Here is a 16346-nt window from a genome sequence, read left to right as displayed (position 1 = left end):
GTGACTCTCTTCGGGTGGCGCCCGCGGCTCAGTGTTCGAAGGGCACCGGCTCACCGAGCGGAGCCAGCACGGCGGTGAAATGCCGCAGCGTACGGGCCTGCTCGAGAATGCGGTACCCGGAAAGCGCCGTGGCCTTGGCCGCGACCTGAGCGGCGATATCGGCGACGTACTCGAGGTGGTTGCGCGTATAGACCCGGCGCGGGAGGGCGAACCGGACCCATTCGCGGGGCGCCGGACGGTCCGGTCCACCTTCGGGATCGGGTCCGCCGAACACGAGCGTACCCAGATCGGTGACCCGGACCGCGCCCGCCAGGTAGAGGGCATTGGCCAGGGCGGTCGCGGGCAGTTCGGGCGCCGGGATGTGCGCCAGCTTGGCGGCGGCGTCCACGTAGACGGCGTGGCACCCGGTCGGGCGCAGCACCGGGAACCCGGCCGTTTCCAGCTGATCGGCGAACCAGCTCGCGGATTCGGCGCGGTATTCGAGGTAGCGGGGATCCATCACCTCATGCAGGCCCTTGGTGAGCGCTTCGAGATCGCGGCCGGCCAATCCGCCGTAGGTCGGGAAACCCTCCACCTCGATCAGCCGGTTCCGGCAGTCGCGGGCCAGCGCGGCATCCCGGAGGGCGATCAGGCCACCGGTATTGGCGAGGCCGTCCTTCTTCAGGCTCGCGAAGCAGCCGTCGGCGAGGTCGAACATCGCCCGCGCGACGTCCGGAATGCTTGCCCGCACCCATTCCGGATCGCGCCGCGTGACGAGGTAGGCGTTCTCGGCGAACCGCGAGGCATCGAGCAGCACCCCGATCCCGCGTGGGGCGCACAGCCGCCGCACCTCGGCCAGGTTCGCCGGCGAGACTGGCTGGCCACCCCCCGCGTTGTCGGTCACGGTCAGCACCACGCACCGCACCTTCTCCGGACCGCGCAGCACCCGCTCCAGCCCTTCGAGGTCGATGTTTCCGCCGAACAGCCCGGAATCCTCCGTGTTTCCCGGCAGATCGGGGCGGCCCGGCAGATCGATGCAGCGCGCGCCCGCCGCGGCCACGCTCGCGGCCGTGGTGTCGAAGTGCGTGTTCGCCACCGAGATCTCGCCCGGCCGCAGCAGTGTCCCGAACAGAATCCGCTCCGCCGCGCGCCCCTGGTGCACCGGGATCACCTCGGGCATCCCGGTCAGTTCCCGCACCACCGCCTCGAAACCTTCGTATGACCGGGCGCCCGCATAGGATTCGTCCCCGGAGAACACCGCCGACCACTGCGCCGCCGACATGGCCGCGGTTCCGGAATCGGTGAGCAGATCGACCGTCACTTGTCGTGCCGGTACCCGGAACAGATTGAATCCGGCCTGCGCCAAAGAATTCCGCCGTTCCTCGGCGGTGGGGAACGGAATCGGTTCCACCGACTTGATCCGGAACGGCTCCATGAACGGGGGCGTGACCATCATCCCTCCCGGGTGCTGATCGGCGACCCCACGAGTGTCCAGCCGCCGGCGCCCTGGAGGAAAGGGCCATCCGGGCGCTCCAGTTTCCTACTGCTCAGGAACGGCGAGATAGCGGACGGCCAGTTCCGCACCGACCGTCGTGGTGTGCGCGACGATCCGGTCCGCGGAAGCGGTGACCGTTCCGGCGAGCCAGGCGCTGACGAGTTCGGCGAACCCGCCGATGCCCAGCAGCACGCTCATGTGCAGATCGGTGTGGTCGACGTCCGGTTTCAGGTACGGCGTGGCGAGTTCGATGAGCAGATCGGTGAACTGCTGGATGGTGTCGTGCCGGAGCCGTTCGAGCACCTCGTTGCCCGCGTGATCCCCGAAGCCGATCCTGGCCAGTCGCGGATCGTCCACGATATCGCGCACCAGCCGGTCGATGGCCGCGTTCAGTTTGGCGAGCGGATCATCGGGCGCGGCCATCACGACCTCGAGCAGGCGCTGGGTCGTGTCGGCGCTGTGCTCCTCCCAGACCGCGCCGAGCAGCGCGTCCCGGTCGGCGAAGTTCTCGTAGAAGTAGCGGTCGGTGAGTTCGGCGCGCGCACACACGCCACGCATGGTGACCGCGGCCCACCCCTGCTCGCCCCAGATGTCGAACGCGGCCCCGATGAGCTTGCGGCGGCGCTCGGCCTGCCGCTGCTCAGCACTGCGCCCGGCATAGACCCCACGCCGCGGGTGATTTTTCGTCACGGCTTCATCTTGACAAGCTTCGGGCCAAAAGCCAATCTGAGGGCATGCGACCTCAGAGACGGTGGTTGCCATCAGGTGGGCATCGGGGTTCCCTCTCCGCCCGGATGGTCACCCGGGTTTCGGCGGCGACGGTGCGCCCGGTGGTCTCCGCGATCCCGGTTTCCCCGCGCGGGGTCTGGCTGACCCGCAGGGCGGCGGCCGGTGCGCTGGCCGCGTTCTCCCCCGCACTGCCCGGTACCCGGATCGAACCCTGTTCGGCTCCGCTCGCCGGGGGAACGCGGTTACGGGGCGAATGGGTGCGCGCGCCCGGAGTGGACAGCGGGGACTCGGTGCTGCTGTACGTGCACGGCAGCGGGTACGCGATCTGCTCGGCGCGCACGCATCGCGGGATCACCTCCCGGCTCTCCGCGGGCACCGGTGCGACGGTGTTCGCCTGCGACTACCGGCTGGCGCCCCGGCACCGGTTCCCGGCAGCGGCCCAGGATGTGCGCGCCGCCTACGACTGGCTGCTTGCCAAGGGGTACCCGCCGGAGCGGATCGTGCTCGCCGGTGATTCGGCAGGCGGGCACCTTTCGGTGATCCTGGTCGCCGAGCTGCTGCGTGCCGGGCTCACCCCACCGGCGGGGATGCTGCTGTTGTCCCCGCTGGCCGATCCGACACTCGGCCTGGCGCGCGAACGCGAGCGAACGCGCCGCGATCCGCTGGTGTCCGCGGCCCGTGCGGCCAAGCTCCTCGAGCTCTACACCCACGGGGCGGATCCGGCGGACCCACGGCTGGCCGTGTCGATACCGCGCGACCGGGACTGGCCGCGCACGCTGATCCAGGCCGGTGGCGCCGAAATGCTGGCCGCCGACGCCGAATGGCTCACCCGACGACTGCGCCAGGCAGGCGCGGACTGCGAACTGACGATCTGGGACGAACAGATGCACGTATTCCAAGCTTTCGCCACGGTCAACCCGGCCGCGCGCCGGGCACTCGCCGAGGGATCCGCGTTCCTGCACACCGCGCTGCGGCCCGGAGACCGGACGGTGCCGGCATGATCGGCCCGTTGTCCCGAAGGGATCGGCGCAGCGTCGAGGCCGCCGCCGTGGTCACCGGGGCGGGAAGCGGAATCGGGCGGGCGTTCGCACGGGAACTGGCCCGCCGCGGCGGCGCGGTGGTGTGCGCGGACATCGACGAGGCGGCCGCCAAACAGACGGTGCGGCTGATCGAGGATTCCGGTGGCCGGGCCGTCCCGGTTTCCTGTGATGTCACCGAAGAGCGGCAAGTGTGGGATCTGTCCGAGACGGCGGAGGACTGGCTCGGCCGCCAGCCCGGCCTGATCGTGAACAACGCCGGGATCGGTACCGGTGGCACGCATATCGGCGATACCGCGCTGTCCGACTGGCGGCGCACCCTCGCGGTGAACCTGTGGGGCGTGGTGCACGGGACTCACGTGTTCACCCCGTGGCTGCGCGCGATGAATTCCGGCGGGATCATCAATATCGCCTCGGCCGCGGGATTCGCCGCCGCACCGCGGATGGGCGCGTACAACGTCAGCAAGGCGGCCGTGGTGGCACTGTCCGAGACCCTGGCCGCCGAACTGGCCGGGACCGATGTCGCGGTCACCGTGGTGTGCCCGACCTTCGTGCAGACGAACATCCTGGCCAGCGAATCCATCGACAACGCGGCGGCGAACCTCGCGGGCAAACTCATGCGCCTGACCGGGGTTTCGCCCGAATCCATCGCACGGATGAGCCTGGACGCCAACGACCGCGGACGGCTCTACGCGCTGCCCCAGCTCGACGCGCGGCTGATCTGGCGCGCCAAACGCCTGCTGCCCGGCACCTATCTCACCGCCGCGCGCCTCGGTGAGCGACTGTTGTCCTGAACTCACCGGAGAAAGAGCGAGTCATGTTCTCCGATGGCGAGGAAATGCCGCACACGATCACGGACAAGCGGTAGTCCTCGGCGGATATCGACTGGGACGCACCCGGCGCGGATTCCATCACCGATCAGCAGTGCCCCACACTCGAGCAGTTCATGACCGATCCGGTGTGGATCGAGAACATCGGCGCGCGCGGATTCGAACGCCGAACCAGCGCTGCCGAAGCGCCGGGGACGCAGTGCACCCGCCAGCTCGCCCCGGTTCGCACCCGAGCGCTATTCCGGCGCGGAACGCGGCTGGACGAGCACAACCCGGCGCCCGCGGGAGTGACCGGCCCGGCTGTCCCGGTGCGCCGCGGCGGCCTCGGCGAGCGAGTACGTTTGCTCCACCGGCATGCGCAACCCACCGCATCCCGGATCGAACTCGTCACCGACCGGCCGCGCGCGGCATACCTCGTGCACGCGCGCGTACCGGGCTGACCCGGGTCTCCGGTCAGTGGATGCTGTTCACGAAGTCCAGCAGTAGTTCACGGAACTCCGCGGGCCGTTCCAATGGCGCGAGGCCGCCCGCCGCGGGGATGATCACCGGTGCACCGGCGTTGAGCTCCCCGGCCAGCTGCTCGCCTCCCTGGTAGAAGTCGAGCGTATCGTGTTCGCCGACGCCGACCAGCGCGGGTACGGCGAGCGAAGCCGCGCCGCAGGGGCTCGGTCGAACGGCCCTATGGCCTGGGGCGCTTCGCCATCGGCAAGCCTGATTTCCGGTTGCGCGCGCATCGTCCAGGCTTCGAACCCGGCCCGCACCGCCGTGTCGAGATTCCCGGTTTCCAGGGCGGTTTCTCGGCAGCCCAGGCGCTTCCCAGCCGCGCCCGGGCTTCGAGCATCGGACCCGGGGATCGTCCCGCAACCATGCCGGATCGAGAGAACTCGGACCGTAGAGAGTTCGGGGGATTCGATCCCCCGAACATGATCCGAAACGAGCCGGTGAGCGCTCTCCGCGAGCACACACCGGGCAAGTGGAGGTGCCGGGAATCGAACCCGGGTCCTCTGCCGCATCATCAGGGCTTCTCCGTGCGCAGTTCGCTGTATCCCTACTCGGCCCAACCGGTCACGCGAACAAGCCGGTTCGACGGGCCCAGTCGCTGTTTGCTTCCCGAATGGCCCCCGCGACCGGGACCACAGGTAATCCTCCTAGTCGATGCCGGCAACCGGGTCGGAGGAATCCCCGGGCCGACAGACTCGCGATCGCTGTATCAGGCAGCGAGGGCGAAGTCGCGCTGACTATTCGTCTTGGCGCTTGTTGTTTGCGATGACGCTTACGGTGGTCTCTCGCCTGCACCGGCACGCTTCCCCTGACTTTGTCGTCCAGAGTCGAAACCGATCACCCCCTGGATACAACCCGTCAGGGCTGTGGGCGTTATGGAGTTGTCCGTCCATCATAACGTCCACCATCGCCCGGGTCATTCCGGTTTCGGCGGTGGGGTTGTCCCTACCCCGGACCGGCCGGTGCGCACCATGGCACACAACCCCATACGCAGCAGAGAATAGTCGCCATGACCACCGAAACGGCACCGATCGTGACGCGCAATCGGCCCAACACGGGCGCGGCTCTCGGGTATTTCCTGCTCGGGATGCCGCTCGCGATCCTCTGGTTCACGCTCCTGGTCACGCTGCTCACGGTCGGTGTCGCGGCCTCGATCACCTGGGTCGGCCTGCCGATCCTGGCGTTCGCGATCCTGCTGACCCGCGGGATCGGGCGGTTCGAGATCGGCAGGGCGAACGCGATGCTCGGTACCCGGATCACCCCGGAGTACCGCGCTGTGCGGGGCATCAAGGCGCGGATGACGGACCCGGCGACCTGGCGCGGGCTCGGCTACACGCTGTCCCTGCTGCCGATAACGATCCTGGAGTTCGCGGTGGTCGTGGGGCTGTGGGCGGCCGGGCTGAACTATTTCGCGGTGCCGTTCTACTACTGGGCGCTGCCGGGCGGGATGTGGACCTTCCCGACGATCGGCGACGGCCCGCACTGGTTCGCGGTCCGGAGCTTCACCGATGGTCTGCCGTGGATGGCGCTCGGGGCGCTGCTGCTGACCCTTGCGGTGCTGGTGACCAAGGGCATCGCGGTCTGGCATGCGCGATATGCGCGCCGGATTCTCGGCGAATCGGGCAGGATGGACAAGAACACGCAGCAGAACGGGGAGTGGGGATGACGGAGAACGCACAGCGGCGGTTGCCGAGGGCGGTGCGTTCGGTCGGCTTTCTGCTACTGAACTTCCCGGTCCGGCTGGTGATGTTCATCCTGCTCATCGTGGGCCTGACGCTGGGGATCGGGCTCGCGGTGGTGTGGGTGGGCCTGCCGATCCTGATGCTGACCTTCGCGCTGAACAACAGGCTGGCGCGGTTCGACCGGAACTGGGTCGGTTCCTGGCTGGGGGTGCACATCGAGGAGCCGGAGCCGAAGTACTCCCCCGATCAGGGTGCCTTCCGCCGCCTCACCGCCCGCCTGACCCACGCGCCGACCTGGCGTTCCTTCGCCTATCAGCTGCTGTGTCTTCCGCTGGCCTGCTTCGAGCTCGCGTTCGGGATCGCTTCGATCGTGCTCACGCCGATGGCGGTCTGGGTGTCCCCGACCGTGGCCTGGCTGCACGCCTCGCTCGCGAAGGCGTTTCTCGGCCCGAGTTCGGCGACGGAACTGCGCGCGAAGGCGGAGCATCTGCAGGCTTCGCGGGCCCGCGGGGTGGACGCGGCCGAGGCGGAGCGCCGCCGGATCGAGCGCGATCTGCACGATGGGGCGCAGCAGCGGCTGGTCGCGGTGGCGATGGGCCTCGGCAGGGCGCGCAGCAAACTCGCCGCGGATCCGGAGGGCGCGAGCTCGCTGATCGAGGAGGCGCACTCGGACGCGAAGCAGGCGATCGCGGAACTGCGCGATCTGGCCAGGGGCATCTATCCCGCGGTGCTCGGGGACCGTGGACTGGACGCCGCACTGTCCGCGCTCGCGGCGAAGTGCCCGGTGCCCGTCGAGGTTGCGGTGGATGTGGACCCACGCCCGCCGACAGCGGTGGAATCGACCGCCTACTTTCTGGTCGGCGAATCGCTGACGAACCTGGCCAAACACGCGGGAGCGAACTCCGCCCAGGTACGGGTACAGCGCACCCAGGACACGGTGGTTGTCGAGGTGACCGATGACGGGAAGGGCGGAGCCGTGCTCACCGAGGGCGGCGGGCTTTCCGGGTTGGCCGACCGGGCCGCTTCGATCGATGGCGTGGTGACGGTGTTCTCCCCCATCGGTGGCCCTACCGTGGTCCGTGCCGATCTGCCATGTACACGCTGAGGAGACAGTCCATGCGCGCCGTGATCGCTGAAGACAGCGTCCTGCTCCGCGAGGGCGTGCAGCGCCTGCTCGCCGACGACGGCATCGAGACGGTGGCCGCGGTCGCGGACGGGGATTCACTGCCGGACGCGGTACTCGAGCACCGGCCGGATCTGGCGATCGTGGATGTGCGCATGCCGCCGACGTTCACCGATGAGGGGCTGCGCGCCGCGCTGAAGGCCCGCGAACTCGTGCCAGGGCTCCCGGTGCTCGTGCTCTCCCAGTACGTGGAGGAGCAGTACGCGGTCGAGCTCATCTCCGGGGGCGGTGGCGCGGTCGGTTACCTGCTCAAGGAACGGGTCGCCGATGTCACCGACTTCCTCGCCGCGGTACGCAATGTCGCGGGCGGCGGTACCAGTATCGATCCCGAGGTGGTGTCCCAATTGCTCGTGCGCAGCCGCAAGGACCCGATCGCCGCGCTCACCGCGCGCGAGCGCACCGTGCTGGAGCTGATGGCCCAGGGCGCGTCGAACACCTCCATCGCGCGCACCCTCGTGGTCTCCGACGGCGCGGTGGAAAAACATATCGGGAACATCTTCGCCAAACTCGGACTCGAGGTGACAAGCGAAGAACACCGTAGGGTCCGCGCGGTCCTGACGTTCCTGGAGAACCGTTAAGAGCGCGTCTGATGACTCTCGTCCGCCGCGAGCGGGAGCCGCAGTGGTTCTGCGGGACACCCGCACCCGAGGAAGTGCATGGCAAGGCGGACGCTCGTCGGCAGCGGCGCTGCAACGTCGAGAGCCCAGCGGGACGAGGACGACGCCGCTAGGCGCGAATAGGGCATGCGAAGGTATTCGCCGACGTTGCAGCACAGCGGCACAGGGAGTGGTCAGACGTGCTCTAACATCGCCGGAATGGCGAACGACAGAGAAGCCTCCTACGGCATCGACGCACCCTCGGCACCCGTCGGCATGATCCTCGGCGCGATCGCGCTGATCGGGGTCGGTATCGGGTTCGTGATCATGGCCGGGTGGTGGGCGGCGATCCCGTTCGCCGGTGCCGCCTTCGAGATCGCGCAGGCGGTCAGCTACCTGTACGCGACCAAGAAGGGCAAGTTCCTCGCCTGGGAACGCCTGCTCGATCGCCTGGAACTGAGCGGGGACGAACAGATCCTGGACGCGGGCTGCGGCCGGGGAATGGTGCTCATCGCCGCGGCGAAGCGGGTGCCCGAGGGCAAGGTCACCGGGGTCGACCTGTGGCGGACCAAGGACCAGTCGGGCAACGCGGAGTCCGCGACGATGGCGAACGCGAAGGCCGAGGGGGTGGCCGAGCGGGTCGAGCTGCGCACCGCCGATCTGCGCGAGCTGCCCTGGAAGAAGGCGCGCTTCGACGTGGTGCTCTCCGCCGCGGTGTTCCACAACCTCAAGGGGGCCGAGGAGCGCAAGGCCGCGGTGACCGAGGCCGCGCGGGTGCTCAAGCCCGGGGGCAAGCTCGTGATCGCGGACATCGGACGCACCAAGGAGTACGTCGAGGCGCTCACCGAGGCCGGACTGGAGAACATCACCCGCAGCAGCGGCGGTCTCGGCTACAACTACGGGCTGGTCATGCAGTCCATGGTGGTCGCGGCGACACAGCCGACTCAGCCGGTGAAGGCGAGCAAGCGGGCCGGGGCCTCGTAGAGCACCGAATGCAGGAACCGCTCCCCCAGCCGGTCGTCCCGCGCGGCCCAGTCCGCGATCGCGCGCAGCTGGGTCGCGTAGTCGTAGGGGATGTTCGGGAAATCGGTACCGAGCACGATCCGGCCGGCGCAGTCGGCGATCCGGGCGGGCCAGTCCGCGGGCAGAGCCATCATCCGCTCGGTGAACGGGGTCCCGACCATGGTCGTGTCCAGGTGCACGTTCGGGTAGCGGTGCACCAGCTCGAGCGCGCCCGCGTAGTCGGGCATCCCGGCATGGGCGAGTACCGCGGTCAGCCGCGGATGCGCGGAGAGCACCTCGCCGAACACATCCATCCCGGTGTGCGCGCCGGGGATCGGGCCGTGCCCGCAGTGCACGATCACCGGGATCCCGGCCTCCGCGAGCAGCCCCCACGCCTTGGACAGCAAGGGATCCCGCGGATCGTAGGCGCCGACCTGAACGTGTGCCTTGGCCGCCCGCGCCCCGGACTCGATCGCCTGCCGCACATAGTCGGCGACCCCGGGCTCGGGATAGATCGTGCAGGTGGGCACGGCCTCGGGCACCCGATCGGCGAATTCGCGCGCCCATTCGGAAAGCCAGGCGGCCATCTCGGGTTTGTGCGGGTACACCAGCGGCGCGAAGCCGCGTACCCCGAACTCGCGCAGCTTCTCGATCCGCTCCGCCTCGGGCAGCCGGTAGTGGACCGGCCATTCCGTCCCGTAGTGCTCGCTCGCCCGGTCGAAATACGCCCACACCTTGTCCAGGACGGGTTTCGGCAGGAAGTGCACGTGCAGATCCACCAGCCCCGGAATGCCGAGGCCACGGACCCAGGAGGCGATCTCGGTGTCCTCGGCGGGCCCGGTCACCGGCTCGCTCATGCGAGATCCCTGCCCTTCGCGAACCGGCCCATGGCGCGCTGGATCTCGCGTTGGGCGTCCCGTTTCGCGATGGCCTGGCGCTTGTCGTGTGCCTTCTTGCCCCTGGCCAGGGCAAGCTCCACCTTGGCGTAGCCGTCCTTGAAGTACAGCGAGAGCGGGACCAGGGTCAGCCCGCCCTCATGCGTCTTGCCGATGAGCCTCGCGATCTCCTTGCGGTGCAGCAACAGTTTGCGCACCCGGCGCGGCTCGTGGTTGGTCCAGGAACCGTGGGTGTATTCGGGCACGTGCAGCCCGCGCAGGAAAATCTCCCCGTCGTCCACGCTCGCGTACGCGTCCGCGAGCGAGACCCGGCCGTGGCGCAGGCTTTTCACCTCGGTACCCACGAGCGCGATCCCCGCCTCGTAGATGTCGAGGATCTCGTAGTCGTGCCGCGCCTTCCGGTTGCTCGCGATCACCCGCTGTCCACGTTCCTTGGCCATGAGAACCCATTCTACGGGCGCTCGCCAGCGGGTTTAGTGGCGCACATACAGCCGCAGCGTCACGTATCCGGTGAGCGCGGAGATCACGATGGACACCCCGAGCAGGATCGGCGAGACCAACAGCACATCGCCGATTCCCATACTGGTCACGATGCCACCGATGGAGGATCCGCCGCCGCCGAAGACCGCGCCGACCAGGGCGAGCAGGCCACCGATTCCGATGACCGCACCGACAAGGCCGGAAACCACCGCCTCCAGCAGGAAGGGCAGCTGGGTATACCACCGGGTCGCCCCGACGAGCCGCATGATGCCGACCTCGGTCCGCCGGTTGAACGCGGAGAGCTGCACGGTATTGGAGATCAGCAGTAATGCCGCGACAGCGAGTACGACCGCGAACCCGAAGGCGACATCCCGGATCGTGTTGAGCTTGCTGAACAGGTCGCGCACGAACTGGCCCTGATCGCCGATGGACTTCACCCCCGGCCGGTTCTTGAACTGCTGCGCGAGCACCTCGGTCGGGGTACCCGGATTCGTCTTGACGTGCAGGGTCGCGGGCAGCGCCTGTTCCCTGGTCAGTTCGACGAGCTGGGGCTGCGCGGCGAAGATCTTCTTGAACCGCTCGAAGACCTGGTGCCGGTTCTCGTAGTTCACCTCGCGCACGCCGTAGGTGTTCTGCAGCTGGGACTTCAGGTCCGCGCACGGGCTCTGCGAGCAGCTGGTGTCGATGGCCGAGGAGTCGTTGGTCAGGAAGATCTGCACCTCGGTCTGTGAGGCGAAGTTCTCCTGCACCTCACCGACCGCGCGGACGATGAGCAGCCCGGCGCCGAGCGTCGTCAACGAGATCGCGGTGGTGAGGATCATCGCGATCGTCATCGTGAAATTGCGGCGAAGGCCGGTGAGGACCTCGCTGAAGACGAAACTGGCGCGCATCGGGGAACTTGGGTCCTATCTCGGTCGGTCGGTGAGTCTGATCGGCATGCGGGTGCGCGCGGCGCTAGCGGCCGACGCCGTAAACGCCCCGCGCGTCATCCCTGATGACCTCGCCGAGCGAGAGCTCCACGACCCGGCGGCGCATCGAGTCCACGATGCCGTGGTCGTGGGTCGCCATGAGCACCGTGGTACCCGTGCGGTTGATGCGTTCGAGCAGCAGCATGATGTCCTGGCTGGTGTCCGGGTCCAGGTTGCCCGTCGGTTCGTCGGCGAGCAGCACGAGCGGCCGGTTGACGAAGGCACGCGCGATGGCGACCCGCTGCTGTTCACCACCGGAGAGCTCGTGCGGCATCCGGTCGGATTTTCCGTCCAGGCCGACGAGCTCGAGCACCTCGGGGACGACCTTGCGGATGGTGTTGCGCGGCTTGCCGATCACCTCGAGGGCGAACGCCACGTTCTCCGCGACGGTCTTGTTCGTCAGCAGCCGGAAGTCCTGGAACACGCAGCCGATGGACTGGCGCAGCCGCGGCACCCGGCGCCGCGCCATCCGGGCGACGTCGAAGTTCGACACGTACACCCGGCCCTTGCTCGGCACCTCTTCGCGCAGCAGCAGCCGCAGGAACGTCGATTTGCCCGAGCCTGACGGGCCGATGAGGAAGATGAACTCTCCCTTGTCCATATCGACGCTGACATTGTGCAGTGCGGGACGCGTCGAGGTCTTGTAGACCTTCGATACTCCTTCGAGCCGGATCACGAGCGGGGAGTGTACTCGGGGTGCACGTGAAGTTTTGGTCTCACCCTGCTCTCGGGCGGGTCACACCCGTTCACACGCTCGGAGTAGTGATCTGGGTCCTACTCCGCCGCAGTCAGTCCTCGCCGAGTTCGCGCTGCCGCCGCCAGCGGATGCCCGCCTCCAGGAACGGGTCGATGTCCCCGTCGAACACCGCGGTGGTCTGGCTGGTCTCGTGCTCGGTGCGGTGGTCCTTGACCATCTGGTACGGGTGCAGGACATAGGAGCGCATCTGGTTGCCCCAGCTCGAGCCGCTGTCCTTGAGCGCGTCCATCTCGGCGCGCTCCTCTTCCTTCTTCTTGGCGAGCAGCTTGGCCTGCAGCACGCGCAGCGCGGCGGCCTTGTTCTGCAGCTGCGACTTCTCGTTCTGACAGGACACCACGATACCGGTGGCCAGGTGCGTGATGCGCACCGCGGAGTCGGTGGTGTTCACGCTCTGGCCGCCGGGCCCCGAGGAACGGAACACGTCGACCCGGATGTCCTTCTCGGCGATCTCCACCCGGTCGGTCTCCTCGACCGCGGGCAGCACCTCGACCCCGGCGAAGGAGGTCTGGCGCCGCCCCTGGTTGTCGAACGGCGAGATCCGCACCAGCCGGTGGGTGCCCTGCTCGACGGAGAGGGTGCCGTAGGCGTACGGGGCGCTGATCTTGAAGGTGGCGCTGCGGATACCCGCTTCCTCGGCGTAGGAGGTGTCGTAGACCTCGGTCGAGTACTCGTGCCGTTCCGCCCAGCGCAGGTACATGCGCAGCAGCATCTCGGCGAAGTCGGCCGCGTCCACACCGCCCGCCTCGGAGCGCACCGTGACCAGGGCGTCGCGTTCGTCGTACTCACCGGAGAGCAAGGTTCGCACCTCGAGCGACTGGACCGCCTCGCGCAGACTCGTGAGCTCGGTGTTCGCCTCGTCCGCGCTCGCCTTGTCCTCCTCGGCCTCGGCGAGCTCGTAGAGCACCTCGAGGTCCTCGAGGCGCTGCCGCAGTGCGGTCACCCGGCGCAGGTCGGCCTGCTTGTAGGACAGCTGAGTGGTCACCCGCTGCGCCCGCTCCTGGTCGTCCCACAGATCGGGCTTGGTCGACTCCTCCTCGAGCCCGGCGATCTCGGCGCGAAGCGTGTCGAGGTCCATCACGGCCTCGATGCTGCCAAGCGTGTCGGACAGCTCTTTCAGTTCGGCGGCGACGTCGGCATTCACGACCGTCAAGCCTAGTCGCGTCGCCCGCGCTTCAGGTGGTCGGGATCGAATCCAGCAGTTTGAGCAACGCCTTGTTCTGCGCGTTCGCGAACTCGGCGATCGCCTTCGCGTACGGGCCGTCCGCGGCGCGCGCGGCCGCCTTGGCCGCCTCCTGCTCCCCCACGTACCGCGCCTTGGCCTGTTCCACCAGCGCGGTGCGCTGCTTCTGGGTCAGCGCGTCGGCGTGCGCGATACGCAACAGCAGGGGGCTGCGCAGGTGGTCCGGGCCGGGTTCTTCGGTCAGCCAGGACTTGAAGGCCTTCTTCCCGGCGGCGGTGATCAGATACTGCTGCGAGGAGCGGGGACCCTGCTTGCCCTCACGGACGAGCCCGGCCTCGGCCAGGGTGGGCAGCTCCCGGTAGACCTGGCTGCGCGTCACGCTGAAGAACGCGCCGAACCGCTCCCCCGCAGCCGAGATCAGCTCGCCGCCGGTGCGTGGACCATCGTGCAATAGACCGAGCAACGCTGCCGCGGTCGCATTCAGTGCAGACACGTGACCACCGTGCCACGCCGCTCCCCGTCTGTCCACAGTGGCCAGTCGTGGCTCAGAAGTCGAACTCGCCGTCCTTGACCCCGTGCAGGAACGCGGACCACTCCGCGGCCGTGTACCGCAACGGCGGCAGGCCGCGGTCCTTCGTGTCGCGCAACAGCACCCCGCCATCGGCCAGCGGTGCCACCTCGACGCAGGTTTCCGCGCTGCCACCGGAATAACTGGAGGTGCGCCAGGCGTGCTCGGTCATATCGACTCCTCGGATTCGAAGGAACACTGTTCGAGTAGAAGTATAGAACTCTTCTGTGCAGCTGTACAGCCGGAGGCCCCGCGAACCGGATACTCGAAACTCGCCCGTAGCGGGGAGACCCCGGCACCGGCGCCACGGCCGGGGGACGCGCACCGGAGCACGTGCGGATCTCACATCCGCTTTCCTAGGATCACGCAATGCTGAAGCGGATCGGACAACTCGACAGGAAACTCACCCGGCACAGCGCGCGGCTGTCGACGCCTCCGGTGGATTCCGCCCTGCGCCAGCTCTCCGGCGCGGCCGACCACGGGGTGCTGTGGTTCTGCTCGGCAGCCGTGCTCGGCGCGCGCTCCGGTCAGGCGCGGCGCGGCGCGATCCGCGGGTTGGTCGCGCTCGGCATCGCCAGCGCAAGCGTGAACCTGGCCGGCAAGCGACTGTTCGGCAGGCGACGCCCGGACAGCGCACATCTGCCGCTGCGCAGGCGTGCACTGCGGGAACCGAGCTCCCCCGCCTTCCCCTCCGGTCATGCCGCATCGGCAGCCGCCTTCGCGACCGGAGTCATCCTGGAAAGCCCGCCCGCCGGTCTGGCGTTCCTCCCCCTTGCCGGGGCGGTGGCCTATTCGCGGGTGCACACCGGGGTGCACTGGCCATCCGATGTGGTCGCCGGTGCCTTGATCGGCAGCTCGGCAGCGTTATTGACCAGCTACTTCTCCCCCGTTCGCGAGGACGAGCCGATGAGTGTGCCGCCCGCGGCCAACGGTCCCCGGCTGGACGCGGGCGAGGGACTGCTGTTCGCGGTGAACCCGCACTCCGGGGACGGTTCCGGGCGGGAAACCGTGCAGGCGAACTGGCCGCGCGCGCACCGGGTCGAACCGGGCGAGGGCGAGGATCTCGGCGAACTGGTCCGGACCCGGATCGCCGAGCTGAATCCGGTCGCGCTCGGGGTCGCCGGTGGGGACGGGACGGTGGCCGCCGTCGCGGCGATCGCGGCCGAGACCAAACTGCCGCTCGTGGTGCTCGCCAGCGGGACACTGAACCATTTCGCGCGGGACGTCGGATGCGGAACTCCCGCCCAGGCCGCGACGACGGAGGGGACGACCGCCCGCATCGATCTGGCGAGCGTGCGCGTGGACGGTTCCACGCCCCGGTGGATCCTGAACACCGCGAGCCTCGGTGTCTACCCGCAGATCGTGGCCGAGCGGGAGCGGCTGGAGCACCGGATCACCAAGTGGCCCGCCGCGGCGGTGGCACTGATCCGGGTGCTGCGCGCCGCGGAACCGCTCGAACTGACCATCGACGGGAAACCGCACCGGGCATGGACCGTGTTCGTCGGCAACAACGCCTACCTGCCCTCCGAGTTCACTCCGGGCTACCGGCCATCCATGGCGAGCGGGCTGCTCGATGTCCGGATCATCCTCGCCGACGTGCCGTACTCGCGGCTGCGGTTCATCCTCGCCGCACTCACCGGTTCACTGCACGAGACGAAGACCTATCGCCGCGACTGTGCCGAGACATTGAATGTGCGCAGTGAAGCCCCGGTCCGGCTCGCGACCGACGGGGAGGTCGGCCCGCGCGGGACGCGGTTCGAGTTCCGCAATCACCACAGCGCGCTGCGGATCTACCGGGACCTCACCACACACAGCACTCGTACCGTCAGCCGGACGAAGTGATCACTGCTGCAGCTGGCCGTAGACGATGGTGTTGTCCTTGTAGCTGCGTTTACTGGCGTCGAACTCCCCGCCACAGGTGATCAGCCGGACCTGGGAGTCCGGGGTGTTGCCGTAGACCTCTTTGCTCGGGAAGGACGTCTTCGGGATCTGCTTGGTCTTGTTCACGATGAACGTGGCCACCGAACCGTCCTTGCGGCCGATGAGGACCTTCGCGCCCTTTTTCATCTCGTGCAACCGCCAGAAGATGCCCTTCTTGTGGTTGCCGTCGATGTGGCCGAGGATCACCGAGGGGCCCAGCTGCCCCGGGGTCGGGCTGTACTTGTACCAGCCCGCCTGCAGCGGCTGGCTCACCGGCGGGATCTCGACCGTCTTGTCCTTGTTCAGCCCGAGCGGCACCAGCGAGGAGTTCGCGTCGATGCTGGGCACCTTCACCCAGGTCGGTTCCGAACGGGGCATGCCCTTCGCCGCGGCGGGTGCGGCCTTGGCGGCGGATTTGCCCGCGCCCTCGTCACCCGAGCCGCAACCGGCCAAGGTGATCGTCGCTACCAGGGCAAGCAACACGGTCGCCAACCGGAGCGGTTGGCGACCGTGTCCTGCCCGCCATGTACTGGCGTGCATCAG

Annotated in this window: 17 protein-coding genes, 1 other RNA gene and 1 pseudogene; 7 read left to right on the top strand and 12 right to left on the bottom strand. The window is 68.5% G+C overall.

The window, feature by feature from the left end; all coding sequences use genetic code 11:
- Positions 1–28: 28 nt before the first annotated feature.
- Positions 29–1435, bottom strand: coding sequence for a tryptophanase (locus A37U_RS0116040; RefSeq protein ID WP_020497666.1), 1407 nt, complete (start codon positions 1433–1435; stop codon positions 29–31).
- 84 nt (positions 1436–1519) lie between these two features.
- Positions 1520–2164, bottom strand: coding sequence for a TetR/AcrR family transcriptional regulator (locus tag A37U_RS0116035; protein WP_020497665.1), 645 nt, complete (start codon positions 2162–2164; stop codon positions 1520–1522).
- A gap of 104 nt (positions 2165–2268) precedes the next feature.
- Between A37U_RS0116035 and A37U_RS0116030 the strand changes: the two genes are divergently transcribed.
- Positions 2269–3204: an alpha/beta hydrolase gene (locus tag A37U_RS0116030; protein ID WP_020497664.1), complete on the top strand. Its 936-nt coding sequence runs from the start codon at positions 2269–2271 to the stop codon at positions 3202–3204.
- Positions 3201–4034, top strand: coding sequence for an SDR family NAD(P)-dependent oxidoreductase (locus A37U_RS0116025; RefSeq protein ID WP_020497663.1), 834 nt, complete (start codon positions 3201–3203; stop codon positions 4032–4034). Before A37U_RS0116030 ends, A37U_RS0116025 begins: the two co-directional genes overlap by 4 nt.
- A gap of 272 nt (positions 4035–4306) precedes the next feature.
- Here the strand turns inward: A37U_RS0116025 and A37U_RS49715 are convergent.
- Together A37U_RS49715 and ssrA are read right to left on the bottom strand one after the other, a co-directional pair.
- Positions 4307–4438 (bottom strand): annotated as a pseudogene (locus A37U_RS49715) (zinc-binding dehydrogenase); the annotation flags it as partial.
- A 603-nt stretch (positions 4439–5041) separates the two neighbouring features.
- Positions 5042–5416: a transfer-messenger RNA gene (ssrA, locus tag A37U_RS49100) on the bottom strand.
- A 164-nt stretch (positions 5417–5580) separates the two neighbouring features.
- Between ssrA and A37U_RS0116010 the strand changes: the two genes are divergently transcribed.
- From A37U_RS0116010 to A37U_RS43960, 4 genes are all read left to right on the top strand, one after another.
- Positions 5581–6237, top strand: a complete 657-nt coding sequence (locus A37U_RS0116010; protein ID WP_020497660.1) for a sensor domain-containing protein — start codon at positions 5581–5583, stop codon at positions 6235–6237.
- The gene (locus A37U_RS0116005; protein ID WP_020497659.1) at positions 6234–7358 is read left to right on the top strand and encodes a sensor histidine kinase; all 1125 of its coding nucleotides are present in this window, start codon (positions 6234–6236) and stop codon (positions 7356–7358) included. Before A37U_RS0116010 ends, A37U_RS0116005 begins: the two co-directional genes overlap by 4 nt.
- An 11-nt stretch (positions 7359–7369) precedes the next feature.
- On the top strand, positions 7370–8014 hold the full coding sequence (locus A37U_RS0116000) for a response regulator transcription factor (RefSeq protein WP_020497658.1): 645 nt from the start codon (positions 7370–7372) through the stop codon (positions 8012–8014).
- A 237-nt stretch (positions 8015–8251) separates the two neighbouring features.
- The gene (locus A37U_RS43960; RefSeq protein WP_020497657.1) at positions 8252–9016 is read left to right on the top strand and encodes a class I SAM-dependent methyltransferase; all 765 of its coding nucleotides are present in this window, start codon (positions 8252–8254) and stop codon (positions 9014–9016) included.
- Here the strand turns inward: A37U_RS43960 and A37U_RS0115990 are convergent.
- The 7 genes from A37U_RS0115990 to A37U_RS0115960 all read right to left on the bottom strand — a co-directional run bounded on the left by A37U_RS0115990 (position 8977) and on the right by A37U_RS0115960 (position 14055).
- Entirely contained in the window at positions 8977–9891 is a 915-nt protein-coding gene (locus A37U_RS0115990) for an amidohydrolase family protein (RefSeq protein ID WP_020497656.1), read from the bottom strand. The two genes, A37U_RS43960 and A37U_RS0115990, sit on opposite strands and share 40 nt — an antisense overlap.
- The gene (gene smpB, locus A37U_RS0115985; RefSeq protein WP_020497655.1) at positions 9888–10370 is read right to left on the bottom strand and encodes an SsrA-binding protein SmpB; all 483 of its coding nucleotides are present in this window, start codon (positions 10368–10370) and stop codon (positions 9888–9890) included. Before smpB ends, A37U_RS0115990 begins: the two co-directional genes overlap by 4 nt.
- A gap of 33 nt (positions 10371–10403) precedes the next feature.
- Positions 10404–11300, bottom strand: coding sequence for a permease-like cell division protein FtsX (ftsX, locus tag A37U_RS0115980; protein WP_020497654.1), 897 nt, complete (start codon positions 11298–11300; stop codon positions 10404–10406).
- Positions 11301–11364: 64 nt separating this feature from the next.
- Positions 11365–12054, bottom strand: coding sequence for a cell division ATP-binding protein FtsE (ftsE, locus tag A37U_RS0115975; protein WP_020497653.1), 690 nt, complete (start codon positions 12052–12054; stop codon positions 11365–11367).
- Between the two features lie 112 nt (positions 12055–12166).
- Positions 12167–13276, bottom strand: coding sequence for a peptide chain release factor 2 (gene prfB / locus A37U_RS0115970; protein ID WP_020497652.1), 1110 nt, complete (start codon positions 13274–13276; stop codon positions 12167–12169).
- Between the two features lie 31 nt (positions 13277–13307).
- On the bottom strand, positions 13308–13808 hold the full coding sequence (locus A37U_RS0115965; RefSeq protein ID WP_020497651.1) for a PadR family transcriptional regulator: 501 nt from the start codon (positions 13806–13808) through the stop codon (positions 13308–13310).
- Positions 13809–13860: 52 nt separating this feature from the next.
- Positions 13861–14055 (bottom strand): DUF397 domain-containing protein, encoded by a 195-nt coding sequence (locus A37U_RS0115960; RefSeq protein ID WP_020497650.1) that lies wholly within the window; start codon positions 14053–14055, stop codon positions 13861–13863.
- 197 nt (positions 14056–14252) lie between these two features.
- Between A37U_RS0115960 and A37U_RS0115955 the strand changes: the two genes are divergently transcribed.
- Positions 14253–15725 carry a bifunctional phosphatase PAP2/diacylglycerol kinase family protein gene (locus tag A37U_RS0115955; protein ID WP_020497649.1) on the top strand — a complete coding sequence of 491 codons (1473 nt, stop codon included), beginning with the start codon at positions 14253–14255 and terminating at the stop codon, positions 15723–15725.
- Here A37U_RS0115955 and A37U_RS0115950 read toward each other — a convergent pair whose 3' ends face one another.
- A complete protein-coding gene (locus A37U_RS0115950; protein ID WP_051111652.1) occupies positions 15726–16343 on the bottom strand; it encodes a class F sortase in 618 nt (205 codons plus the stop codon).
- Positions 16344–16346: the final 3 nt, after the last annotated feature.

Source organism: Sciscionella marina DSM 45152 (assembly GCF_000379465.1).
Classification (GTDB): Bacteria; Actinomycetota; Actinomycetes; order Mycobacteriales; family Pseudonocardiaceae; genus Sciscionella; species Sciscionella marina.
Note: the sequence above shows the minus strand (reverse complement) of the source record. Positions and strands in the feature narration are given on the sequence as shown.